This window comes from Bradyrhizobium algeriense, assembly GCF_036924595.1.
GTDB classification, from domain to species: Bacteria; Pseudomonadota; Alphaproteobacteria; order Rhizobiales; family Xanthobacteraceae; genus Bradyrhizobium; species Bradyrhizobium algeriense.
In genome coordinates, this window is the sequence record NZ_JAZHRV010000001.1 from 1,278,263 (window position 1) to 1,299,029 (window position 20,767).

22 protein-coding genes and 5 pseudogenes are annotated in these 20,767 nt (G+C 60.9%); 12 read left to right on the top strand and 15 right to left on the bottom strand.

Annotated features, from left to right (window positions below):
- Window positions 1–1,735 precede the first annotated feature (1,735 nt).
- The 3 genes from V1286_RS39120 to V1286_RS06150 form a co-directional block, all read right to left on the bottom strand.
- Complete coding sequence (locus tag V1286_RS39120; protein WP_247784711.1) at window positions 1,736–1,879, bottom strand: DUF305 domain-containing protein; 144 nt, start codon at window positions 1,877–1,879, stop codon at window positions 1,736–1,738.
- Window positions 1,818–2,195 carry a hypothetical protein gene (locus tag V1286_RS06145; protein ID WP_334490252.1) on the bottom strand — a complete coding sequence of 126 codons (378 nt, stop codon included), beginning with the start codon at window positions 2,193–2,195 and terminating at the stop codon, window positions 1,818–1,820. Before V1286_RS06145 ends, V1286_RS39120 begins: the two co-directional genes overlap by 62 nt.
- A gap of 106 nt (window positions 2,196–2,301) precedes the next feature.
- The gene (locus tag V1286_RS06150) at window positions 2,302–3,474 is read right to left on the bottom strand and encodes an MFS transporter (RefSeq protein WP_334478257.1); all 1,173 of its coding nucleotides are present in this window, start codon (window positions 3,472–3,474) and stop codon (window positions 2,302–2,304) included.
- A 603-nt stretch (window positions 3,475–4,077) separates the two neighbouring features.
- Between V1286_RS06150 and V1286_RS06155 the strand changes: the two are divergent.
- Window positions 4,078–4,233: pseudogene (locus V1286_RS06155) on the top strand (GMC oxidoreductase); the annotation flags it as partial.
- Here the strand turns inward: V1286_RS06155 and V1286_RS06160 are convergent.
- From V1286_RS06160 to V1286_RS06170, 3 genes and pseudogenes are all read right to left on the bottom strand, one after another.
- Window positions 4,167–4,523, bottom strand: coding sequence for a RidA family protein (locus V1286_RS06160; protein ID WP_334478259.1), 357 nt, complete (start codon window positions 4,521–4,523; stop codon window positions 4,167–4,169). The pseudogene V1286_RS06155 and the gene V1286_RS06160 overlap by 67 nt on opposite strands.
- A 99-nt stretch (window positions 4,524–4,622) precedes the next feature.
- A pseudogene (locus V1286_RS06165) lies at window positions 4,623–4,917 on the bottom strand (hypothetical protein); the annotation flags it as partial.
- A 46-nt stretch (window positions 4,918–4,963) separates the two neighbouring features.
- A pseudogene (locus V1286_RS06170) lies at window positions 4,964–5,354 on the bottom strand (hypothetical protein).
- Window positions 5,355–5,490: 136 nt separating this feature from the next.
- On the opposite strand from V1286_RS06170, the gene ku reads away from it, so the two are divergent.
- From ku to V1286_RS06195, 5 genes are all read left to right on the top strand, one after another.
- Window positions 5,491–6,420, top strand: a complete 930-nt coding sequence (gene ku / locus V1286_RS06175) for a non-homologous end joining protein Ku (RefSeq protein ID WP_334478261.1) — start codon at window positions 5,491–5,493, stop codon at window positions 6,418–6,420.
- Between the two features lie 18 nt (window positions 6,421–6,438).
- Window positions 6,439–6,762 carry a hypothetical protein gene (locus V1286_RS06180; protein WP_417021106.1) on the top strand — a complete coding sequence of 108 codons (324 nt, stop codon included), beginning with the start codon at window positions 6,439–6,441 and terminating at the stop codon, window positions 6,760–6,762.
- Window positions 6,749–7,426, top strand: a complete 678-nt coding sequence (locus V1286_RS06185) for an HAD family hydrolase (RefSeq protein ID WP_334478265.1) — start codon at window positions 6,749–6,751, stop codon at window positions 7,424–7,426. Before V1286_RS06180 ends, V1286_RS06185 begins: the two co-directional genes overlap by 14 nt.
- A 68-nt stretch (window positions 7,427–7,494) precedes the next feature.
- Window positions 7,495–7,998, top strand: coding sequence for an NUDIX hydrolase (locus V1286_RS06190; RefSeq protein ID WP_334478267.1), 504 nt, complete (start codon window positions 7,495–7,497; stop codon window positions 7,996–7,998).
- Complete coding sequence (locus V1286_RS06195; RefSeq protein WP_334478269.1) at window positions 7,995–8,459, top strand: metallophosphoesterase family protein; 465 nt, start codon at window positions 7,995–7,997, stop codon at window positions 8,457–8,459. The genes V1286_RS06190 and V1286_RS06195 overlap by 4 nt, the downstream gene beginning before the upstream one ends.
- Window positions 8,460–8,543: 84 nt before the next feature.
- Here the strand turns inward: V1286_RS06195 and ligD (V1286_RS06200) are convergent, their stop codons facing one another.
- The gene (gene ligD, locus V1286_RS06200) at window positions 8,544–9,491 is read right to left on the bottom strand and encodes a non-homologous end-joining DNA ligase (protein WP_334478271.1); all 948 of its coding nucleotides are present in this window, start codon (window positions 9,489–9,491) and stop codon (window positions 8,544–8,546) included.
- 152 nt (window positions 9,492–9,643) lie between these two features.
- Between ligD (V1286_RS06200) and V1286_RS06205 the strand changes: the two genes are divergently transcribed.
- Window positions 9,644–10,258 (top strand): cell envelope biogenesis protein TolA, encoded by a 615-nt coding sequence (locus V1286_RS06205; RefSeq protein ID WP_334489542.1) that lies wholly within the window; start codon window positions 9,644–9,646, stop codon window positions 10,256–10,258.
- Window positions 10,259–10,307: 49 nt separating this feature from the next.
- On the opposite strand, the gene V1286_RS06210 is transcribed toward V1286_RS06205, so the two are convergent.
- The 7 genes and pseudogenes from V1286_RS06210 to V1286_RS06240 all read right to left on the bottom strand — a co-directional run bounded on the left by V1286_RS06210 (window position 10,308) and on the right by V1286_RS06240 (window position 16,394).
- Window positions 10,308–10,475 carry a hypothetical protein gene (locus V1286_RS06210; RefSeq protein ID WP_334380517.1) on the bottom strand — a complete coding sequence of 56 codons (168 nt, stop codon included), beginning with the start codon at window positions 10,473–10,475 and terminating at the stop codon, window positions 10,308–10,310.
- A pseudogene (gene ligD / locus V1286_RS06215) lies at window positions 10,475–11,396 on the bottom strand (non-homologous end-joining DNA ligase). The gene V1286_RS06210 and the pseudogene ligD (V1286_RS06215) overlap by 1 nt, the downstream one beginning before the upstream one ends.
- Before the next feature lie 399 nt (window positions 11,397–11,795).
- Window positions 11,796–12,290 carry a VOC family protein gene (locus V1286_RS06220; protein ID WP_334478273.1) on the bottom strand — a complete coding sequence of 165 codons (495 nt, stop codon included), beginning with the start codon at window positions 12,288–12,290 and terminating at the stop codon, window positions 11,796–11,798.
- A complete protein-coding gene (locus V1286_RS06225) occupies window positions 12,271–14,034 on the bottom strand; it encodes an MOSC and FAD-binding oxidoreductase domain-containing protein (RefSeq protein WP_334478275.1) in 1,764 nt (587 codons plus the stop codon). The genes V1286_RS06220 and V1286_RS06225 overlap by 20 nt, the downstream gene beginning before the upstream one ends.
- A 40-nt stretch (window positions 14,035–14,074) precedes the next feature.
- Window positions 14,075–14,938, bottom strand: coding sequence for a DUF427 domain-containing protein (locus V1286_RS06230; RefSeq protein WP_334478277.1), 864 nt, complete (start codon window positions 14,936–14,938; stop codon window positions 14,075–14,077).
- Between the two features lie 9 nt (window positions 14,939–14,947).
- Window positions 14,948–15,841 (bottom strand): alpha/beta fold hydrolase, encoded by an 894-nt coding sequence (locus V1286_RS06235; protein WP_334478279.1) that lies wholly within the window; start codon window positions 15,839–15,841, stop codon window positions 14,948–14,950.
- Window positions 15,807–16,394, bottom strand: coding sequence for a TMEM175 family protein (locus tag V1286_RS06240; protein WP_334478281.1), 588 nt, complete (start codon window positions 16,392–16,394; stop codon window positions 15,807–15,809). The genes V1286_RS06235 and V1286_RS06240 overlap by 35 nt, the downstream gene beginning before the upstream one ends.
- A gap of 240 nt (window positions 16,395–16,634) precedes the next feature.
- Between V1286_RS06240 and V1286_RS06245 the strand changes: the two genes are divergently transcribed.
- The 5 genes and pseudogenes from V1286_RS06245 to V1286_RS06265 all read left to right on the top strand — a co-directional run.
- Window positions 16,635–18,620 (top strand): BTAD domain-containing putative transcriptional regulator, encoded by a 1,986-nt coding sequence (locus tag V1286_RS06245; protein WP_334478283.1) that lies wholly within the window; start codon window positions 16,635–16,637, stop codon window positions 18,618–18,620.
- 255 nt (window positions 18,621–18,875) lie between these two features.
- A complete protein-coding gene (locus V1286_RS06250; protein WP_334489543.1) occupies window positions 18,876–19,361 on the top strand; it encodes a DUF417 family protein in 486 nt (161 codons plus the stop codon).
- Window positions 19,362–19,561: 200 nt separating this feature from the next.
- Complete coding sequence (locus V1286_RS06255; protein ID WP_334478285.1) at window positions 19,562–19,789, top strand: transposase; 228 nt, start codon at window positions 19,562–19,564, stop codon at window positions 19,787–19,789.
- 76 nt (window positions 19,790–19,865) lie between these two features.
- Window positions 19,866–20,366, top strand: coding sequence for an IS5 family transposase (locus V1286_RS06260; protein WP_417021107.1), 501 nt, complete (start codon window positions 19,866–19,868; stop codon window positions 20,364–20,366).
- Window positions 20,330–20,425, top strand: a pseudogene (locus tag V1286_RS06265) (DUF3606 domain-containing protein); the annotation flags it as partial. The gene V1286_RS06260 and the pseudogene V1286_RS06265, both read left to right, overlap by 37 nt.
- A 33-nt stretch (window positions 20,426–20,458) precedes the next feature.
- On the opposite strand, the gene V1286_RS06270 reads toward V1286_RS06265, so the two are convergent.
- The gene (locus V1286_RS06270) at window positions 20,459–20,725 is read right to left on the bottom strand and encodes a prenyltransferase/squalene oxidase repeat-containing protein (RefSeq protein ID WP_334478287.1); all 267 of its coding nucleotides are present in this window, start codon (window positions 20,723–20,725) and stop codon (window positions 20,459–20,461) included.
- Window positions 20,726–20,767 lie beyond the last annotated feature (42 nt).

Genomic DNA, 20,767 nt, shown 5'->3' on the forward strand with positions numbered 1-20,767 from the left:
GGCCTCGCGAATGTAGTCTAAAGACAATTCGCGCAAGCGCTGGACCTCGGAATCATCCGGCAAGGGAGCGATTTGAGCCAGCAAGTGTAATGCGCGCGCACGCGCGCGTTCGCTTCTGGAGCCATCCATGATGGGCCTCCAAGATTGTTATTGTGAGCTTCTGATCTTGAAGACCGCGGTTGCGGTCTGTTCTCCCCAGCCCGAACCATAACATTCGGCACACAGTGAGGAGGGCCATTGAGCCCGGCTCAATTAAACTAAACGCGCTTCCTTGTGTCTGGTTCCCGACCCTAGGGCGGGAGCTAAGTAGCGGTTTTCCGAGCCGAGCCAAGCCCGCCAATGCGGTGATAACGTGCTGCGGATGTTCGTTACCGAAAATCCACCGGCCCCGGGGCGACGGCGGAGGCTGCAGGCTCGCGCTCACTGCCAGAGTGCGCACGACAGGGGCCGGGTAGTTCGGGAAAACGCCCGGCATTGGCGACAGGTTGCCGACGTAGCGGTTGATGACGCGGAACAGCGCGCGGATCGCTTCTTGGTTGGTGGTGATGCTGTGGAGATTGCACATCTATCGAAAGCTGCCGCGACGGATCACCCTGCGTAGCCTCTATTACTATGCAGATCCCTTAGCCTGCGCATGTAGTAACCTGCCGCTCAACCGCTGACCTGATCTCGTCGTTGATTTTGATAACCCTCTTCTTGCTCTTGCGCCATTTCCCCCACGCTCCCGCGGCGTTCGACATCAATGCCCGCCCGGTCAGCGCTGGACGGGCGACATTGTCACAGCGGACCAGGAAGTGGACCATCGTATAGTCACGGAGCATCAACGGCACGGGCAGCGTCAATCCTTTTCCCGCCCATCTCCCTTCACGAAAAGGTCGTCCGGACGAGGTGTTCGAACAGGAATTAGGTCCGGAGTGACTATCGACCAACTCGCGCTATCGTCGGCGACGCCCTCTGGTTCGCGCCGCTTTCTTGGCGGCGGCAGAGCGGCCAGCGGCGCCTTTTGTCTTTACGGCTTTCCTGGCTGCGGCAGAACGAGCTGAGGCGGTGCGGCGCGAGGCGGCACGACGCGCTTGCTTCGAGAGCGCGGTGCGCGACGCCGTGCTGCGCGGTTCGCGCTTAAGGACCCGTGACACGGCGCGCGAGACGCGCGGTCGGCGTCGGGGCTTTCGCTTGCCCTGGCCTGCCTCATACGCGTACTCGGCGCTTTTGCGGGTGCTCGCCTTGGCCTTGCCTTTCCGTGGCGGGCGAAGAGCAACGCCTGCGCGCCTCGCTTTGGATAGGCCAATGGCAATGGCCTGCTGCGGCGATCTCGCCCCATGTTCGCCGCGGCGAACCTTGCGGATCTCCTCATGCACAAATTCGCCCGCCTGAGTGGTGGTTGATTTGCCCGCGCGCTTGTCCTTCCGGGCCTTCTCCACGGTTCGTCGCTCTGGCATGACTATTCCTCCATAGTGCCCTCAAGCGTAACGCCGTACCTCGCAAAAGGTCCCTGAACGCTGCTTGCGGGGTGTGAGCAGCTACGCCATGGCCTAACATGTCGCGCACGTGCTTATCGGAACAACATCGAGCAACTCTGGCCGATCCGGGCAGAGTCGGCAGCGCGACCTTGCGCAACTATTTCTCGCCTTCGAGTCCACCCATCACGAGATGCTCAGCGAGCACCGTCCAAGACGCGCGGATCTTGTACTCTACGTTCCACTACGACTAATCGCCGACGCCAGGGCGCCGCAGCCTATATCCGCCGGAGGATCGCCTTCATCTGATCGATCTCCTGACGCTGCGACCGTTCGATCTCACCGCACAAGCGGACGATCTCAGGGTCGGTCAGTTTCGCCTGCTGACACATCAGGATTGCACCCGAGTGGTGCGGAATCATCGAGCGAAGGAATGCGCGATCGCCGATCGTCGTCTGGCCGCGGATCAGGGCAAGCTGCCGACGAAACGATGATTGCGCCCGCGAGGATCGCGGTATTTGCGCCCCTCGACGGGAACAAGTGCCGCATCGCCATGATCATCAGCACCACCATCGGTGCGACCATCATCACCGTCATGTAGAGCATATTGAGATTGTTGGAGAAGCTGTCGAGCCCATCGATCATGACGAACATCACGAGATACGTGATGACGCCGCTGATGATCGTCTGAACAATGAGGCTGGCATAGCCGCCCTTGTTCGTCTTCATGTGATCCATATCGGCGCTTCTTTTTTGTTCGCTGCGCTTCCCAGCAACGCGCAAAGACTAGATCCGTCATCGAGCGGCCAACACACGCAATTGCAGCGAGCCCAACGAGGGAGCGTTAGGATCCCGCCGCTCCCTGCCGCCGCCGCGCGATCACGAACAGCGGCAGCGATGCGAACTGGACTGCGACGGCGAATATAACGAGCGCGAGCCGCGACTGCTCATACAGAAGACCGGTCGCGATGCTGCCGAGCAGCCAACCACTTCCATAACCCGCAAAGAACAGTCCGAAGGCGAGATTTCGTCGGCTCTCCGGTAGGACGCCGGCGACAACGGCTTTCAGCAGCATGTCTTGCGTGACCTGGCCGATGCCCCAAAACGCCATTCCCAAGAGCGCTCGATAGAAGCCGCCGAGGAATACAAGCGGCGAGAAGAGAGCCGTCAGGACGACCGCGATGAGGATGACCGGCAATCCGATCCTGTCGTACAGCTTGCCCAGGCCGAGACTTGCCATCACGCCACAAGCGGTGCCGAATGCCAGGAAGAGCGGCACCCAATAAACAGTAGCCAGGCCGCTGCGGGAGAGGTGGTAGGCAATGAGCTCGAAGCTCATGAGTCCGGCCGCGAAGCATGCCCCTGCCAGCATGTAGAGCCAATAGGCCGGCGTGAATCCTTTCGCTGGTGCGCTGCGATGTTCCTCAAGCCGCGAGGGGACCGGGAACTGGTGGCGCGCGAAAGTCAGAGAGGCCAGCGCGAGCAGACAGGGGATAGCGAGCAGGACATAGCCCGTCCGATGCTGGCCGTGCAGGAAGAGCAGCAGCGCGATGAAGAGAGGGCCGACGGTCCGGCCACCGGCGTCCAAGGCGTTGTGGACGCCATAGACCCAGCCTCTGCCGTGCTGGCTTGTGGCGTAGGAGAGCATCGCCTCGACGATCGGCTTGCGCATGCCCCGACCGATGCCCTGGAGGAGGACAAGCCCGGCTGCCAGAGTCCAATGTCCAGCCAGCGCGATCGCTGGGACGGCAATCAGGTTGAGTGCATAGCCGACAAAGGCGATGCGCCAATACTTTCCCGTCTTGTCGGCGAGATAGCCGGAAATGCCGCGGGTGAGATAGTTCAGGAATTCGCTCAGACCCGCGGTAACGCTGATGACGGCCGCGCCAGCTCCCAATGAGGCGAGGAACGGCCCATTCATGCTCGCGCCACCTGAGTAGGTCGTGTCGCCGAAGAAATCAACGGCGCCCATGATGAGTACGAAGGTGAAGGCGGGCGACGCGGAACCGATCGACAACAAGCCTCGAGCCATTTCACATCACCGTCGGATGAGCTCGTCCGGCGACCATCGTTCCTGAACCGGATTGGCAACAATGACGGTAGCAGCTGTTGCCACTAGCCCGACTCCCATTACTCTGACGAGAAGAACTAGCTCTTTGTTGGCAGAGATTATCTTCAGGGTCCTCTCCTTACATGTCACATCCGGCCAAATCCCGTGAGCCGTCCCGGATCCTGACGGGGCAAAAGCCCGCCGCGGCGTGAGGGTTAGTCGGGCGGCTTGCAGCGCTTAAACGGCTTGCCGACAGCATCGGTTCCCGATTGCGAAAATCGATCATGACTGCACGCTTCGCATGCGGCCGGCGGGATCTCGATATGACATCGAGCGAGCGACGCGAACTGAGGCAGGCCGTGCGGGTCGGACGGCCCTTCCGATGAAGGCCGCTTGCAGCGCGGCATTTCCGACGAAGCGGGCGAGGGCGTCCGCGGCCCTGGTGACATGCATCCTGCGAGAGGCGCGACCATCTGGACGAAATCGGCGGAGGCGATCGGGGAGGAATTGGATCTTCGGGTGACGACGTCGCACTCATTTGATCCGCAAGCCTTTCCGACGGGTCGAATGATGACACGTGCGACGGCCGTAACGAGGCCAAGATCGGGGGGCAGCGTTCTGCTGAAAAGTCGCGACCCACGTATTGCGCCTCGGATCGACTATAACTTGCTGGCCGATCCGAGTGATCGCCGCCGCATTCTCGAAGGCGTGAAACTGTCCCGGCGCATCAGGCGAACGGTGGCAATCGTATTCCATTGTGTGGAAGGATCGGTGTGGAAGGTCGTCACGTCAACGACGTCATCGAACATGCAACCGGCGGCCTTCAGCACTGCAGCAAGGTTGTCGAAGGCAAGCTGGACCTGCTTTTCGAAGTCCGGCTCGGGCGATCCGTCCTCGCGGCTGCCGACCTGGCCCGAGACGAAGAGAAAGTCGCCCGAGCGGATCGCCGCTGAATAGCGATTGCGCTCGTAGAGCGCCTGTCGGCCGGTAGGGAAGATCGCATCGCGCTTGGCCATGATTTCGCTCCTCGTCAAACAAGGTAGGGATCGATCTCCAAACCGTCGCGAGATTGTTCACCGCGACGGGCGGAAGAAGCCAGCCGTTCCGGTCACCGCGTCGCTCGGCGTCTTGCAGCGCGCGCACCTGATCTTAAGCCAGGGGTAGCCTCCATTCACGGCCTGGTCGATGGTGGGCGACGGATCGATCGGTTCGCCGTCTGACCACATCCGCTCGTTCCAGCTTTCGCAAAGGAGCCGGTCGGCTTGCTGGAGGATCGCCTCGCCCTTGGCCCGCATCTCCGCCGATTGGGCGGCCAGGACGTTGGGCCATCGCGCGTGCCTTGCCGAGCTCTTTCGCCAGAGTCTTGCGGTCGCCGCCCGACAGGGGCGTAGGGTGATACTTCGGGGCCATCCGGATATCCAGGCGCACAGAGATCGGATCGGCGATCCGGAGCGGGCTACCGCGTCTCGAACGCCGGCCAGCACCCGTCTTCTTCATGCCTGCCGGTGCGCTGCTGGCAGGTGTTGTCGAGCAGCCGCTGCGCGACGTCCTTCTAGACCGCGTTGCCACCATATAATCGGACTGCGTCGGCGGTCTGGATTTCCACGGTCCGCTCGCAGCGGCGGCAGGAGACGCGCAGCACATGGCGCTGGATCTCCGAAAGACGTCGCTGCTGCAGCTGGGCCCCGGTCGCGTCGGCGCGAGGGTCTTTGAGTACCGATTCCCAGTATTCAGCCGGGAGGGGCGCATCCGGAGCCGCAGCGGCCCGGCCGACGGGCGGCTTCAGCGGCCAGTTTTTCCATCTGCTTTGGGGTCGGCATGCGTCGGCTCGCGGGTTGGTCGGTCATTCCGAGATGGAACATAAAGTGAACAAAAGTCGAGTCGGCCCAAGTGGTCGCTGAGAAAAATTCATCCATTTGGCGATGTCGGAACCAAGCTGGGTGGATCGTCTTGAATCCGGCATCAGTATTGGAGTTCCCCGCGATGGCCCCCCGCGCTAACTGGAAAGGCTTTCTGCGCCTTTCTCTCGTCACCTGTCCGGTCGCGCTCTATCCGGCTACGTCGGAATCCGAAAAGGTCTCGTTCAATCAGCTCAACCGAAAGACCGGCCACCGCATCAAATACGCCAAGGTGGATGCTGACACCGGCGAGGAGGTCGCCAACGAGGACATCGTCAAGGGCTACAAGGTCGACACCGACACCTTCATCGAGGTGACGAAGGAGGAGCTCGAGAACGTCGCGCTGGAATCGACGCGAACCATCGAGATCGACGAGTTCGTCGACCGCAGCGAGATCGATCCGAGATATCTCATCCGGCCTTACTATTTGCGCCCCGACGGCAAGGTCGGGCACGACGCTTTCGCCGTCATTCGCGAAACCATCCGGGAGATGAACAAGGTCGCAATCGGTCGCGTCGTGCTGACCAACCGGGAGCACATCGTCGCACTCGAGCCGCTCGACAAGGGGCTGATGGGGACGCTGCTGCGCTATCCCTACGAAGTCCGTTCCGCAGACGAGTATTTCGACGATATCCAGGATGTGAAAGTCACGAAGGACATGCTCGATCTCGCCAAACACATCGTCAACCAAAAGGCGGGACATTTCGAGCCGGACAAGTTCGAAGACCAGTACGAAACCGCCCTTATCGATCTCATCAATCAGAAGCGCGCCGGCAAACCGATCACCGCGAAAGCCCGTCCGCGGGGTGAGAACGTGGTCGACTTGATGGACGCGCTGCGGAAGAGCATCGGAGGAGGCGCGGCGGCAGCGACAGAGGCGCCAAAGAAGCCAGCCAGGAAGGCGCGCAAGGCGGCGGCCGGGCAGAAGGAAATGCTGATGCCGATTGCCGGCAAGAAACCGGCCAAGGAGGCCACGAAGAAGTCGGCGGCCAGACCGCAGCGGAAGTCAGCCTAGCGTGTCGTGAAGCATCCAGTGACGCCAGACGGCCGTTACTTCGTCGTCCGCGGCAGGCTTTGGCGGATGGCGAATCCGGTCTCGACGAGGTTAAGCGAGGCCGATCTCGTCGGGCGGCTGATGGGAGCCCGGCGGGCGGTACGCGACGCCAAGAAAGCGGCCGATCTGGAGGCGGAAGCAACGGCGCATAGGACCGTGGACGAGCTCAAGCAGGCACTCGGCGAGCGCGGTGCGGTGTGGTGGGGCGACGGTTGGCCGGATCTCAACCGGCACATGGCGAAGAACACGCTTTATGCCGACTGGTATGCGAAACTGGCTCGCTCCGACCATGGAGGACTGTGAGTTGCCAAAAGCCGCTATCTTCGATCTGGACGGCACGCTTCTGGACTCGGTGGATCTCCACGCGCTGGTATGGCAGGAAGCTTTGCTCAAGTTTGGCCCCGATGTCAGCTTTGAACAGGTTCGAGGCCAGATCGGCAAAGGCGGGGACAAGCTCATTCCCGTCTTCCTGTCCGCCGACGACCAACGAGACCATGGCGAAAAACTGGAAGAGTGGCGCGGAAATCGCTTCAAGACGGAGTATCTGCCGCTTGTGCGTCCCTTCTCGGCGGTCCCGAACCTGCTGCGACGCGTGCGCGAGGCTGGACTTCAGATCGCAATTGCCTCCTCGGCCAAGAAGGATGAAGTCGACAAGTACCTCGACATCGCTCGCATCGTCGATCTCGTGGACCTCGCAACTTCTTCCGACGACGTAGATGAATCAAAACCGGCTCCGGACATCTTCAAGATCGTTCTCAAGAAGCTTAAGATCGATGGCGCCGACGCCGTCGCGATCGGTGACACGCCATACGATGCGGAAGCGGCCGCTAAGGTGGAGGTTCGCACGGTCGGTGTACTCTGTGGAGGCTTCACGGAGAACGAATTGAGGAAAGCCGGGTGCGCCGAGGTGTATCCGGGGCCCGCTGCGCTACTAGCGTGTTTTGAACATTCGTTGCTGCGCAAGTAGCCAGTCGTAGCGCCTCAGATCCTTCGCCGTTGCCCAGCTCTCGATCCGCGCCGCAAAATAGGAGCGACATGCCTGCGTTGAAAAAGACTTCGAGGAGATCGACGTTGAGCGCGGGCATTCTGGCCTACCGGAAAGGCGCTCGCGGGCTCGAGGTTCTGCTCGTCCACCCCGGCGGTCCGTTCTGGCGCAAGAAGGACGGTGGCGCTTGGTCCATTCCGAAGGGCGAAATCGATGCCGCTGATGCTCCAGAGCAGGTCGCGCGGCGCGAGTTTGCCGAGGAACTCGGCCCGAGCGCTTCTATTGGTCCACTCCAGCCGCTGGGGGAGATTCGACAACGAGGAGGGAAACGCGTCATCGCATTCGCCGGAGAGGGCCATTTTGACCCGGCGGCGCTGATCAGCAATACCTTCGATATCGAATGGCCGCCACGAAGCGGTCGACGGCAGAGCTTTCCCGAAGTCGACCGCGCGGAATGGTTCGATATCGAGTTCGCGCGGACCAAGATGCTGTCCGCTCAGGTAGAACTTCTCGATCGTCTTTTGGCGACCGCGGCTGAGAGCGACGGGAGATGACGTTTAGGATTGGAATTATTTCCGATACACACGGCCTGCTGAGGCCCGAGGCGGAACGAGGCCTGATGGGCGTCGATCACATCATTCATGCCGGCGACATCGGGCGCCCTGAGATCGTCGACGCGCTTGGCCGGATCGCGCCTGTCACCGCCATTCGTGGAAACGTGGACAGCGGCGAATGGGCCCGCGAATACCCCGATACGAAACTCGTGCGCCTGGCGGGAAAGTCGATCTACGTTCTGCACGACGTTAAGACGCTGCAGGCCGATCCCGGCGCCGGCATCGACGTCATCGTCTCCGGGCATTCCCACGTGCCGAAGATCGACACGGTCGGTGGCGTTCTCTACCTGAATCCCGGCAGCGCCGGACCGCGGCGCTTCAAGCTGCCGATCACGCTTGCGATGCTCGAAGTCACGCGTGAGGGCATGCGACCGGAAATCCACGGCCTTGCAGGCGACTGAGCGCACCACCGCGCAGGGAATTCACAGCGGAGGAGGCGCATGCGTTAATTCGTTCCGTTTGCCGGTTACGCCCGAAGGGAAGCGCTATTTGCGCGGACGTTCTCGCTCGCGCACGACATCCTTCGCCCGCTTATCGGACCTGAGTCCGAGGTACACGGGCTGGCGCAGTTCGCCCTTGCTCGTCCACTCCGCGAATTTCACCTCGGCCACCAACGACGGCCTGACCCAGGTCGTGGCGGCCTCGTCCTTCACTTTGGCAGGGAAGAGTGATTTAGGGGTTGTCAGCTTCACGAGCTTGGCATGGAGGTCTTCCAGGACCTTGTGGCTGAAGCCAGTGCCGACATGTCCGATGTAACGCCATGTATCGTCTTCCCGCACGGCGAGGACCAGGGCGCCGAAGAACGGCCTGGTGCGCCTGGGCGCCGTGAAGCCGGCGATCACCACTTCCTGTCGCTTTGCCGTCTTGATCTTCAGCCAATCCGGGGTCCGGCTTCCGGACGCATACGCGCTGTCGGCGCGCTTCGCCATGACGCCTTCCAGACCCTTCCGCTCGGCCTCGGTGAAAAATTTCGTGCCTTTCGCTTTGCGGTGACGGCTGAAGGCGATCAGCGGGTGGCGCGGCAGGATCCCTTTCAGCCGCTTCTTGCGCTCGAGAAGAGGCTGCTTGCGCAAGTCCACTGCATTCTCGAACATGAGATCGAAGGCGCAATACAGGAGCTTCGCTTCATGACGCAGCGCGTTTTGAAGCAGCTGGAAATGTGAGACGCCGTCCTTTCCGATCGCGACGAGCTCGCCATCGATCACGGCGTCGCCCTTCACGCCCTCCAGCGCTTTGGCGACCTCGAAATAGCTGCGGCTGATGATCTTGCCGTTGCGGCTGTAGAGCGCGACCTTGCCCCGCCGGATTTCCGCGATCATCCGGAAGCCATCGTACTTGTCCTCGAAAACCCAGCCGGGGTTGTCGAACGGCGCGTCGGTGAGCGTAGCGAGCATCGGCCGCAGGCGCTTGGGAAGGGTCGACGTCCGGCTCATTCAAGGGCCAATTCTTCAGAGCGCGTTGCGTAATGCATGGACGTCCTTCAAGAATGAAGGAACGCTCAAGGCCATGGCATGTTCCGTCAGACTCCACGGCAAATCCCAGAGTGCGCGACGTTAACTATCGAACGGAAGGGCTGATCAGACCGATGGCCAGAAAACTCAAGACTTACCAGACTTCGCTGGGTTTCTTCGATCTGGCGATCGCCGCTCCCTCCATGAAAGCGGCTCTGGAAGCATGGGGCGCCGACAGCAATCTCTTCCACCAGGGCGCGGCGAAGGAAAGCGACGATCCGGACGTTATCGCCGCGGCCATGGCAAAGCCCGGCGTCGTTCTCAGGCGCCCGGTCGGATCCGACGGATCTTTCAGCGAGCATGCCGAACTGCCCACTCATCTTGGCGGCGGTGGACCAACGAAAGCCGCCCGCAAGTCGAAAGGCCCAAAGGCGAAGAAGCCTTCCTCTCGCCCCGTCGATAAGGTTGCGGAACGAAAGGCCGCTTTCGACTACGAACGGGAACGGAGGAGCCGCGAGCTTGAACGGGCGAGCGAAGAGGCCGCAAGGCAGAAGGAGCGTGAACGCCGGCAGCAGGCCATCAACAAGGCGCAGGCTGCGTTGGACAAGGCCGAGCAGGAGCACGCGAAGCGGGCTGCCGCCATTCAGGCTGAGGTCGAGGCTCTTGAGAAGAGATCGCAAACCGAAGAAGCCCGCTGGGATGAGGAGAAGGAGCGATTGGAAGCCGCGCTGCGGCGCGCGCGGGGTTAGTATCTGTGGCGGCACCCACGCGTGAAGGCCGGCGGTCGCCGTCAAGCGTTCATCGTTCGGGATCCAGCACGCGTGCTGCGGCTTGGTTCACCGCGGCGCGGTCTCGTCGGGCCTCAGGAGCAAGCTCCATGACCGCTCGATGCAGCTCGGCCGGAATCGTCAGCTGACTTTCCAAGGGCTTGGTGGCCCACTGCCAGAAGCGGTCAAAAGCGTCCATCACAGATTCTCCCGAAGTCCCTTGAAGAAGGGATAGCGGACTTTGCCCTCCGCCGACTTCGCGCGGTACTCGATCTCGGCCAGCAGCTTTGGCTCGACCCAGATTCCCTTGTGCGCGATCCGCTTTGCATAGGGCTGCGTCTTGCGGATCAGCGGCTTCAGTCGCTTCTGAAGGTCAGTGGCTGACGTCTTGTCAAACCTATGGTCTACCTTCCCGGCGTAGATCAGATCGGCACCCTTTCTGCGGCCAACGTAGATGCCATCCCACTTGCCTTTATCGATAGCATATCCGGCAATTGTCAGAGTCTCGCGTTGCGCGCAGGTTTTCTTGACCCAGCTGATTCCTCGGCCGCTCGCATACACGCTGTCGCGAACCTTCGACACGACGCCTTCAAGCCCGAGCTTGCAGGCGTGCGCGAACATCTCGCGCCCCTCGATCTCGAAGCTTTCGCTGAACTGCACGTCAGTCCCGGCGATGATCTTCTTCAGTCCGGCCTTGCGCTCGAAGAGCGGCAGCTTTCGGAGGTCTCTGCCGTTCAGGTAGAGCAGGTCGAAGGCGATCAGTACGATCTTGATCGAGGTGCCCTTGAGCTCGTTCTGCAGCACGGAGAAGTCGGTCGCGCCGTTGGCGGCCGGCACGACGACCTCGCCGTCGATGACCGCCGAGCCCGCCTTGATGTGCCAGGCATCACCGGCGATCTTCCGGAAGCGTTTGGTCCAGTCATTTTCCGCGCCGGGTGAAGACCCTCACGGCCTCGTTTGCCAGATGGACTTGGACGCGGTAGCCATCGAACTTGATTTCGTGAATCCAGCGGGCGCCGCTCGGCACCTTCTCGACCGGGCTGGCCAAGGCCGGTTCGATGAAGGCAGGCAGCGGTGCCTTGATCCCGATCGCCGCCGGTTTTTGACGCTGAAACGCCACTCACGAACTCCATGCTACAGGTGATTCAAAGTGGCACAGTTCGAATCGTTCCGGAACCGGCGAATCCCTTGCCGCATTGCATAGTCATCTCGTCACAAAGGAGGAGAGCCGATGGCGACGAAGAAGACGGCCCGCGGGCGCAAACAGGACATGCCCCGCGTAGCCGGAGGGCAGAACTATGAGCTAGATGCCGTAATGTGCCCGGCTCCGAGTAAGGGGTGATGATGGTGCCTGTCCCCCGATAGATGTGTGTACCCATTAATCAGCTCCACTTGATGTCTGCTATGCCTTCGAAAGCGGTGGGGGAGCGGACATAGCCTGATTTCGCTTGTGGGCCACAGCCGGACATCTCGGCGTCAGCGACGGGCCACAGGCGGCTGGCTGTAAGTCGAAGATTCCTTATGAATTGCGATAACCCCGCTCTTGCAGCAGCCAACGATTGCCGTCCGGGTCGGAGAACTCGCAGAAGCTGGCGTAATCCTTACGTACGGGATCGAGGCCGGGCGAGAAACTGCCGTCCCATGCATCAATTGGAGTCTTGTGTCTGATGTCGCCGACGGCGACGCCGCGTTTGCTCAGTCGGTTGCGTGCGACCTCGATATCGTTCACGACGAGATAGATGTTTTGCACGGATCCGGCAGGGGCGGAGGTGATTGCCTTGCCGATCTGGATCGAACAGCCGGAGCCCGGCGGCGTGAGCTGCACCACGCGAAACGCCTCGTTCGGTGCATAGTCGATGTCGAGGGCGAAGCCGACTTGGTCGACATAGAACCGAAGCGCGCGATCGACATCGCTCACCGGCAGGACGACTACCTCGACCGAGAAATTGGTTGCTGTGCTGGTTGCTTTCATTGCGCTTATGTCCGTTTGAATTTCAAAGATCGATAACGACATCGCCCGTCGGCTGCGAGCAGCAGATGAGCAAATTGCCTTCCGGCGGCATGTCCAGCGGCTGCGGTTCATAGGCAACCGCCCCGGAGATCAGGCCGCTTTCGCAGTTGTGGCAGACGCCGGTCCGGCACGACCAGCGCACGGGGACGTCGCAGGCCTCGGCCAGCTCCAGAATGTTGCGATAGCCCGAAGCGTCCCAGCGCGCGGCGATGCCGCTGCGCGCGAACGAGACCAGTGGGCCGGTGCCGGAATCGTCCGCCGGCGGATGCGGCGCGCGGGCTGTTGCGTTGACGATGCCGGGATTGAGCGGCTCGCCGCCGTTGAAGATCTCGATATGCTGCCACTCCGGCGCAACGCCATAGGCGACAAGCGCTGCCTTCATGTCCGCCATGAAGCGATTGGGCCCGCAGAGATAGACGTCGGCGTCTTGCGGCATGCCGATCGCTTCAAACACTGATCGCGACAGATGACCGGCGGCGTCAAAGTCCTCACCCGGCCTGTCTTGAGCGCTGGGACGGCTGTAGCACACAAAAATGCGGCCTTGGGGGAGCGTGCGCATCAGGCGGCGGACTTCGGCCGCGAAGGGATGATGCTGCCGATCGCGCGCCGCGTGCAGCCACATAATTTGGCGTCCCGAGTGCGCTTCCGCGAGCGCCGACAGCATCGCAAGCACCGGCGTCGCGCCGATCCCCGCGCTGAGCAGCACCACGGGCCGTTCGCCTGATTGCAGGATGAAGCTTCCGCGCGGCGAGCTGACCTCGATGACATCGCCGGTTCGGGCATGGTCGCGCAGATAGGTGCCGGCGGCGCCATCCGGCTCGATCTTGACGCTGATGCGATGTTGTTCAGTCGACGGCGGACCAGACAGCGAGTAGCTGCGCAGCAACGGCGGACGATCGCCGGCCGGCCGCAGCCGCAGCACGACATACTGGCCGGGCAAGGCCGGCGGCAGTTTCCGGCCGTCCGGATCGCGCATCGTCAACGAGAGGACATCGGCGGATTCCTGTTCGATCGCGGTGATCGCGAGCGGACGAAATCCCGGCGCAACCGGATGCGCGGCCGATGCGGGCGCGAGCCCCGCATTGCCGCTTGCGTTGCCGGTCGCCTGACCCTTGAGCAAGGCCTCGAACGACCAGCGCCATCCCGGTGAAAGCGCTCCGATCCGCAAGGCGCGCTCGAGGCGCTCGCGCGGATGCTCGGATGAATAGAGCAGGGCATTGATCTCGGCGACGGTCATGCGCTCATCCGCCTCGCCAACCTTGACGATCGCGTCGCCGGCGCCGACCTCGCCCTCAGCGAGGACGCGGAAGTAGAAGCCCGGCCGGCCGCTCGAGGTCAGCAGGGCCGGCATCCGCGGCTCGCCGACCCGGATGCCCACGCGATAACAGGTCACGCGCGGCTGCGTGACCTCGAACAGCGCGCTGCCGATGCGGTAGCGGTCGCCGATGCATACGGCATCGTCCGGCAGGCCTTCGATGGTGAAGTTCTCGCCGAACTGGCCGTGGACGAAGTCCGTGCGCTGCAACTGATCCTGCCAGTGGCGATAGGATTCGATCTGGTAGACGAACACGGCGCGCATCTCGCCGCCATGACCGGCAAGGTCGCCTTGGCCGTCACCGGCGAGGTTGAGCCGGCCGACCTTGCAGCGGCCCTGCACCGGTTCCTTCCAGATCCCGGTATGCACCGTGCGGCTCTTCCAAGCGATGTCGCGCGGCAGTCCGACATTCACCGACAGCAGTCGCGCCATTTCCCGCTCCGCTTCAGATGGGTCAACTGCGCGCGGGCTCTCACGCGCGGGCGAACTCTTCGACATCGAGGTTGCGGTCGGGGCCGTGCGGCACCACCGACTGGCCCGGCTCGAGATGCAGCTGAACACCGCCGAGATGGACGGTGACGACGTCAGGCTCGAACGAGACCAGGTTGGCGATGCGGCGGACCTCGAGATAGGGGTCGGGATACGACCAGGCCGCCTGCCGCGCGTCGCCGATCGAGAAGTAGCTGCACAGCCCCTTGTAAGGACAGAAGGTCTGCAGCTTCACCGGCGCGAGCGCCGCTTCGTCGATGTTCTCGCGCGGAACGTACCAGCGCGGCGCGAAGCCGGACTCATAGAGCACCAGCGGCCGCTTGGTGTCGGCGACAACGCGGTCGCCGTGGCGGACCACGAGGCTGCGTGAGGCCTGACGGATGTCGATGCGGTGATAGGGGTCGGCGGCATGGCCGACGATCCGCTCGTCTTCCTCGTAGAAAGCATCCATTGCGCGCCAAGCAAACGCGATGCGTCCCTGCAAGTCGATTGCATACGCCGGCAGATCCGTATGCTGCCAGGCGCCGCGGGCCGCGACGTGCTCCGCGCCGGCACGGACGCTGTACCAGGAGGTGGGCCCGAGATCGGCATGCTGGGTGATTTGCTCGGCGCGCTCGAGGACGCCCGGCGCGATATCGGCCTCAGGGAAGTAGGCGACCGGATAACGGGCCGGCTCGAACAGGAGCAGCACGTTTTCGCTGTCGGCGACCCAGGTGCCGCCGAAGCGCACCCGCATCCGCCTCCGCAGCCGCTCCACATACAGTAATCGCTTGGGCAATGGTTCGGGCACGAGGAACCTGCCGACCGCGCCCGTCGAGAGCGGACCTTGTTGCCAGGACAATCCCATGCGTTTCTCCTAATGCTCGAGGTCCTGAGACATCTTATGTTGCTTCGCCTGATCGCCCAAGAAACCGCTGATGACTTTCGCGATTTCAGCGCAGTGCGTCTCCAGCGCGAAGTGGCCGGTGTCGAAGAAGCGAACCTTTGCCTCCGGAATATCTCGCTTGAATGCTTCGGCGCCGGATGGGAGGAAGAACGGATCGTTCTTGCCCCACACTGCCAAAAACGGCGGCTTATGGGTTCGGAAATATCGTTGGAATGAGGGATACAGCGCGACATTGTTTTTATAGTCGCCCAAAAGATCGAGCTGAATTTCATCTGCTCCGGGACGCGCCAAATAGTAGTTGTCAAGGTTCCGACCGTCCGGCGATACGATCGTTGGATCGGGCACGCCGTGCGTGTACTGCCAGGTTGTCGTTTCGGGCGTGAGAAATGTGCGAAGCGCTTGCCGGTTCGCTTGGGACGCGCTTTCCCAGTACGCTCGGATCGGGGTCCACCCATCGCTGAGACCCTCTTCGTAAGCGTTACCATTCTGCGAGATAATCGCTGTGATCCGCTCCGGATGACGGACGGCCATTCGAAAGCCGGTCGGCGCACCATAATCAAAAACATAGAGAGCAAAGCGATCGAAATTGACGATCTCCGTAAAGCGCTCGATTACCCGAGCGATGTTCTCGAACGTGTAAAGGAACTTCTCTCTCGCTGGCATCTCAGATTGGCCGAAGCCGGGAAGGTCCGGCGCGATCACGTCGAACTTTTCGGCGGCGACGGGAAGCAGACCGCGGAACATATGGCTTGCGGTCGGAAAACCGTGCAAGAGAAGCAGCTTCGGCGCGCCGACATTCCGCGCTTCGCGATAGAAAATCCTGACGCCACTAACTTCGGCTGTTTTGTATCTGACCAGACTCATCAGACGCTCCTATTATTCGCGCTGGACTCAGGTAAACGAACAGACAAAGGCAGATCAGCGCCATCCCTGCGATCGGATAGCGGAGCGCTGCGACTCCCGCGGCGGCGAACACTGCCAGCGTCGCAAACGAGCGCATACGCATCATCGATCGGACTCTCGGCTCAACCTTGTGAGGCGCGGATTTGTCGACGGCCTCCAGGCACAGCAGCAGATAAGTTACATTGACCAGGAAGAAATCGCCCGCATAGAAGGCGACTGCGGCGGCGCCCAATCGGGTGGTCGCGATCCATGCGGTGGCAAACGGGATCAATGAGACGGCGAACAGATGCGCAAAGTTTCCCCAAATCAAACGCTGTGTTGCGGCATCGGGAAACCGCAAAAGGTGGTGATGATTTACCCAGACGATTGCGATGAATGCGTAGCTGATCGTGTAGCTGATTGCGGTCGGCCATAATTCCAACAATGCTTCAAAGCTCGCCTCCCTTGGAGGGTGTAGTTCCAGCACCAGAATCGTGATGATCACGGCGAATACACCATCGGAAAAGGCGTTCATTCTGTCTGGTGTGGCTATCTCTCTATTCGCCATCGCGGTGCACCTTGGACACTATGATCACGGCAGGTTGGCCGCCCTGTCCGAGTATCTGGCCGAGAATGCCTTCTTGCAGCCATGCGCCTGATCTCGTTGAGCTTTCTTCTTCTTGGCTTGGCTGAAATGTGTTAATTTGCTCGGTAGCCAGAAGATGTCCTACTCCCGCTATAGGCGGCCCGCGTTGGAGCGAGCGTTGGAGTGATCATGGAAATGGCGAGCAAGTTGACGGATCGGGTGCTGTTGCTGGGACCGCTTCAGGTCATCCACGATGGTATACCTTTGGACCAGCCGCCTTCGCGTAAGGTCCGGGCCCTCCTTGGGTATCTCGCGATGTCACCGCGCCCTGTCGCCCGCGAAAAGCTGTGCGAGTTGTTTTGGGACGTAGCGGACGACCCACGCAGCGAGTTGCGCTGGTGCCTTTCCAAGCTACGGCCCCTCCTGGACCGGCCGACAGAGAGGCGGATTGTCGCCGACCGCAAGCAGGTTTGGGTCAATGCAGGTTCGCTTGATGTCGATGCCCAGTCTGTCACGCTACGAATGCAGAAGACGTTGTCAGAGGGTTCACCCGGCGAGCTTCGGTCGCTGTTGGCTTTGTTCAGGGGTGACTTCCTCGAGGGTGTTTCGGTGGATGGCGCTCCATCGATCGAAAACTGGCTTGCTGGCCAGCGCCACCGCTTCAGTCAGATGCGACAACAGCTTCTCGAACGGCTCAGTTCAGTCCTGCCGCCGGAGAGCGACGATCGTATCGAATACCTGCGAGAATGCATCGAAGTGGCGCCGTTCGACGAAGCGATTCACCTCGAACTGGTTCGCACGCTGCTCCGCCGTGGCCTTTATGCGGAGGCTCAGCGCCATATCGGGGTGTCCGTAGCCCGCTTCCGCGCTGAAGCCATCGATCCGGGTCCGCTTCAGGCCGCTTTCGCAGCAGCACTGCGATTCACTTCGAAGTCTGGCGTCGTAAGCTTGATCGATATCGCTCGTTTCGACGCTCCTTCGAACTCACCAACGGTGGACACGCAAAAACCTACGCTACTTTTGCTGCCTTTCACGGCGGCGCCGGAGAGCGTTGCGGATGCTGACAGCATCACCAGCGACATCATCTTTGGTTTCGCGAAATTGCGAAGCTTCAGCATTATTGCCCGAGGAACGGCTTTTTCGCTGCGCAGCTTGCCTCCCGGAACAGCAGCCGCCCTGGTGAGTGCGCAATACGTGGCGTCCGGCCATTTGCGACGGGATAGGAACGGTTATGTCGTTTCAGTGGAACTGATCGACCCAAAAAGCGATCGCATCTTCTGGGTCGACGAGTTCAGATGTGATGCCGGTGACTCCTACGCCGTACCTCCCTTGCTGGCCGCGCGCATCATAACAGGTTTGGACGCGGAGATTCATGTCATCGAACGAAATCGCGCGCTGCTCATCCCGCCAGCTTCGCTGGATGCATGGCAGGCTTACCATCGAGGCCTGACCAGCATGTCTCGCTTCACAAGCGACGGTAACCGGGAGGCTCAGTACTTCTTCAACAGGGCGATCGCCCGCGACCCGAGTTTCTCGAGAAGCTATGCGGGATTATCGTTCACGCATTTTCACAACGCCTTTCATCTGAACGTACGTGAATCAAATCGCGAGATTGCTTTGGCATTGGAGACTGCCGAGCAAGCGCTCTTGGCGGATCCCAGCGACCCGGCGGCACATTGCGCGGTCGGTCGGGCAAAATGGCTCGCGTATTCCCATGAGGGCGCCGTCGACGGCCTCAATCGATCCATTGATTTAAGTCCCAACTACGCGTTCGCTCACTATTCTCTTGCATTTGTGCAATGCCAGACGGGCGCTCCCGAGAGCGCGATAGCTGCGGCCGATATCGCGGCTCGTCTCAGCCCGTTTGATCCGATGATGTTTGGAACCTATAGGGTGCGGACGTTCGCGCTGCTTCGTCTCGGCAAAATTCAAGAGGCCGCTCAATGTGCCAAGCTTGTTGGGCTAAATGCCGGCGATCATGTTCATGCGCATGCAGTGTCGGCGCTAACGCTTGCGGCAGCCGGACGGCTGGACGAAGCTCGCGCAGAGCGTCGACGCATCAGCGATCTACGGCCAGATTACAATTTCAGGCAATTCAAGGAAGTCCTTCACATGCTCGACGATCTTACGGATATTTACAAAAAGGCCGCGAGGTTGCTGGAAATACCTGAGTAGGCGAAAAAGGCTGCGACGAGACGGAATCTGGGTGATGTGCGGCTCTACCACGATGCTCTGTTGCATTAGACTCGCATTTGCGCCCCACATGACCTCATTTTCGACTGCCGAGCTGCACGCGCCAGTTCGGATGTTCGTGTAACTGAAGGACCATGCACGGGATTGTGAACTGAAGTGCCTGCAGCGTCCGTAACGAGTGGACCTACGCTCGCGTACAGCCAGTATCCATAATAAGGGAGCGGCAAGGTGCGAGAGCTGACGAGAACCTTTAACATTGCAGAATCTGGAGCGGGGTCCTATCGACTTTTGGCCGTCCTGCGCTGGGTCATGGTCGTGATTTTCGTATCCTTCGGTATGCAGAAGTTTACCCTGCAGTCGGCTCAGGGCATCGAGCAGTTCATAAGTAATAGTCCGCTAGTGTCCTGGCTATCGATCTTCGGTTTTAGGGGGGAAGCTTATGTCCTTGGCGTAACCGAATTTGTCATCGCAATCTTGCTCGCTGCTGGCGCATTCAATCCGATACTGTCGGCATTGGGATCGCTCATGGGGGTCGTTACTTTCATGGTGACCTGGTCGTTCTTCTTCACGACTCCCGGAGTTGTCAAATGGAGCATTTCAACGGACCCGATGGCGTGGAATTTGGCCGGCGAGTTCTTATTCAAGGACATTGTGCTGCTGTGCGTTTGCGCAGTGCTGCTTTTGGCATCACTGCCTCAGACCATCACGCGGCTGCGTTCCTAGAGGTTTATGCCGCATTGGGGACCTAGCACGCGCAGGATTGCTACTCTGAGGATACGTCTGCTATAGGGTCATGAACGCCAAAACTCGAGGTGAGCATAATAGGTCCGCTTTCGGGTGCATAGCGGCCGACCCTCCCTGCCGGGGTACGTTGAGCCGGACCGTCTTGCTGTGATTCAAGCTCCTGATCGAGGGGGCGAATCATGCGCTACGAACTCACTGACGAGGAGTGGATTGCAATCAGGCCGCTGCTACCGAACAAGCCGCGCGGCGTGCCGCGGGTGAATGATCGTCGTGTCCTCAATGGCGTCTTCTGGGTGTTGCGATCTGGAGCGCCATGGCGCGATCTGCCGGAAAACTTCGGTCGTACACGACCTGCTACAATCGCTTCGTTCGCTAGCGACGAGGGGGCGTGTGGGCCCAGATTATGAACGCTGTGGCAGGCGCCCATAATGCCCCCGTCCAGATGCTCGACACTTCCATTATCCGCGTGCATCAGCATGGAGCGTGCATCACCAGAAACCAGAGACAGTCGATGGCACGGTTACGGGGCGGGTGACCAGCAAGATTCATGCGCTCGTCGACGGTAATGGCCTGCATGTGCGGCTGGCACTGACACCTGGCGAGGCCTATGACAATCGACTTGCTGCAAAACTGCTGTCGCATCTGAAATCCTGGTCAATGCTGCTTGCCGACCGTGGCCACGATGCCGATTGGATCAGGGAGCTCGCCATGAAGAAAGGCGCGTGGGCTAACATCCCATCCAAGAGCAATCGAAACGATCCAATCTGCTTCAGCCCTTTTCTCTACCGCGCCCGCAACAGGGTTGAACGGTTCTTCAATCGGATCAAGCAATGTCGTCGTGTTGCTACACGCTATGATAAACTTGCCGACAACTATCTTACCTTCGTCCAGCTCGCATCCATCCGGCTATGGCTGGCTGCGTGTAATGAGTCCACGCCCCAGGATAAGAGTCGAAAAAGACCCGGCGCTCGGCCGCCGCTGTGAAAAAGGCCGTCAAGAAGGTCGGCAACAGCCGAAAGCGGGTCGAGAAGCGGCTTGGACGCCGAGCCGACTTGGCCGGCACCGATTTCCCGGCGTTAGCAGTCCGGTGGGCATTCAGGGCAAGTGTCGCCAATCGAGGCTAATGCGTCTTCGATTTCGGCGATCGCCTCCGTCCCGGAAAGTCCGTTCGGCGGATATTGGCGGGCGATGTCGAAGGCGCGCTCACGGGCGTGCGGATCGGCGAGATCTTTCATCCAGCCGTGCTCCTCGCATTCGCGGAAAGCGTCCGCTTCCTGCAGCACCGAAATGGCCCAGCCACGCAGCGTCCGGATCGCAGATGGGCGCTCTTTCGTCATAAGCATTGGAGTTTCTCCTGCCGGAAGGAATCCCTACGGCCGGCGGTT

Excerpts from the sequence above, each read along its gene's own strand:
- V1286_RS39120 (WP_247784711.1), bottom strand. The coding sequence starts at position 1,879 with ATGATTCCGCACCACTCGGGTGCAATCCTGATGTGTCAGCAGGCGAAA.
- V1286_RS06145 (WP_334490252.1), bottom strand. The coding sequence starts at position 2,195 with ATGGATCACATGAAGACGAACAAGGGCGGCTATGCCAGCCTCATTGTT.
- V1286_RS06160 (WP_334478259.1), bottom strand. The coding sequence starts at position 4,523 with ATGGCCAAGCGCGATGCGATCTTCCCTACCGGCCGACAGGCGCTCTAC.
- ku (WP_334478261.1), top strand. The coding sequence starts at position 5,491 with ATGGCCCCCCGCGCTAACTGGAAAGGCTTTCTGCGCCTTTCTCTCGTC.
- V1286_RS06185 (WP_334478265.1), top strand. The coding sequence starts at position 6,749 with ATGGAGGACTGTGAGTTGCCAAAAGCCGCTATCTTCGATCTGGACGGC.
- V1286_RS06190 (WP_334478267.1), top strand. The coding sequence starts at position 7,495 with ATGCCTGCGTTGAAAAAGACTTCGAGGAGATCGACGTTGAGCGCGGGC.
- V1286_RS06195 (WP_334478269.1), top strand. The coding sequence starts at position 7,995 with ATGACGTTTAGGATTGGAATTATTTCCGATACACACGGCCTGCTGAGG.
- ligD (WP_334478271.1), bottom strand. The coding sequence starts at position 9,491 with ATGAGCCGGACGTCGACCCTTCCCAAGCGCCTGCGGCCGATGCTCGCT.
- V1286_RS06205 (WP_334489542.1), top strand. The coding sequence starts at position 9,644 with ATGGCCAGAAAACTCAAGACTTACCAGACTTCGCTGGGTTTCTTCGAT.
- V1286_RS06210 (WP_334380517.1), bottom strand. The coding sequence starts at position 10,475 with ATGGACGCTTTTGACCGCTTCTGGCAGTGGGCCACCAAGCCCTTGGAA.
- V1286_RS06220 (WP_334478273.1), bottom strand. The coding sequence starts at position 12,290 with ATGTCGTTATCGATCTTTGAAATTCAAACGGACATAAGCGCAATGAAA.
- V1286_RS06225 (WP_334478275.1), bottom strand. The coding sequence starts at position 14,034 with ATGGCGCGACTGCTGTCGGTGAATGTCGGACTGCCGCGCGACATCGCT.
- V1286_RS06230 (WP_334478277.1), bottom strand. The coding sequence starts at position 14,938 with ATGGGATTGTCCTGGCAACAAGGTCCGCTCTCGACGGGCGCGGTCGGC.
- V1286_RS06235 (WP_334478279.1), bottom strand. The coding sequence starts at position 15,841 with ATGAGTCTGGTCAGATACAAAACAGCCGAAGTTAGTGGCGTCAGGATT.
- V1286_RS06240 (WP_334478281.1), bottom strand. The coding sequence starts at position 16,394 with ATGAACGCCTTTTCCGATGGTGTATTCGCCGTGATCATCACGATTCTG.
- V1286_RS06245 (WP_334478283.1), top strand. The coding sequence starts at position 16,635 with ATGGAAATGGCGAGCAAGTTGACGGATCGGGTGCTGTTGCTGGGACCG.
- V1286_RS06255 (WP_334478285.1), top strand. The coding sequence starts at position 19,562 with ATGCGCTACGAACTCACTGACGAGGAGTGGATTGCAATCAGGCCGCTG.
- V1286_RS06270 (WP_334478287.1), bottom strand. The coding sequence starts at position 20,725 with ATGCTTATGACGAAAGAGCGCCCATCTGCGATCCGGACGCTGCGTGGC.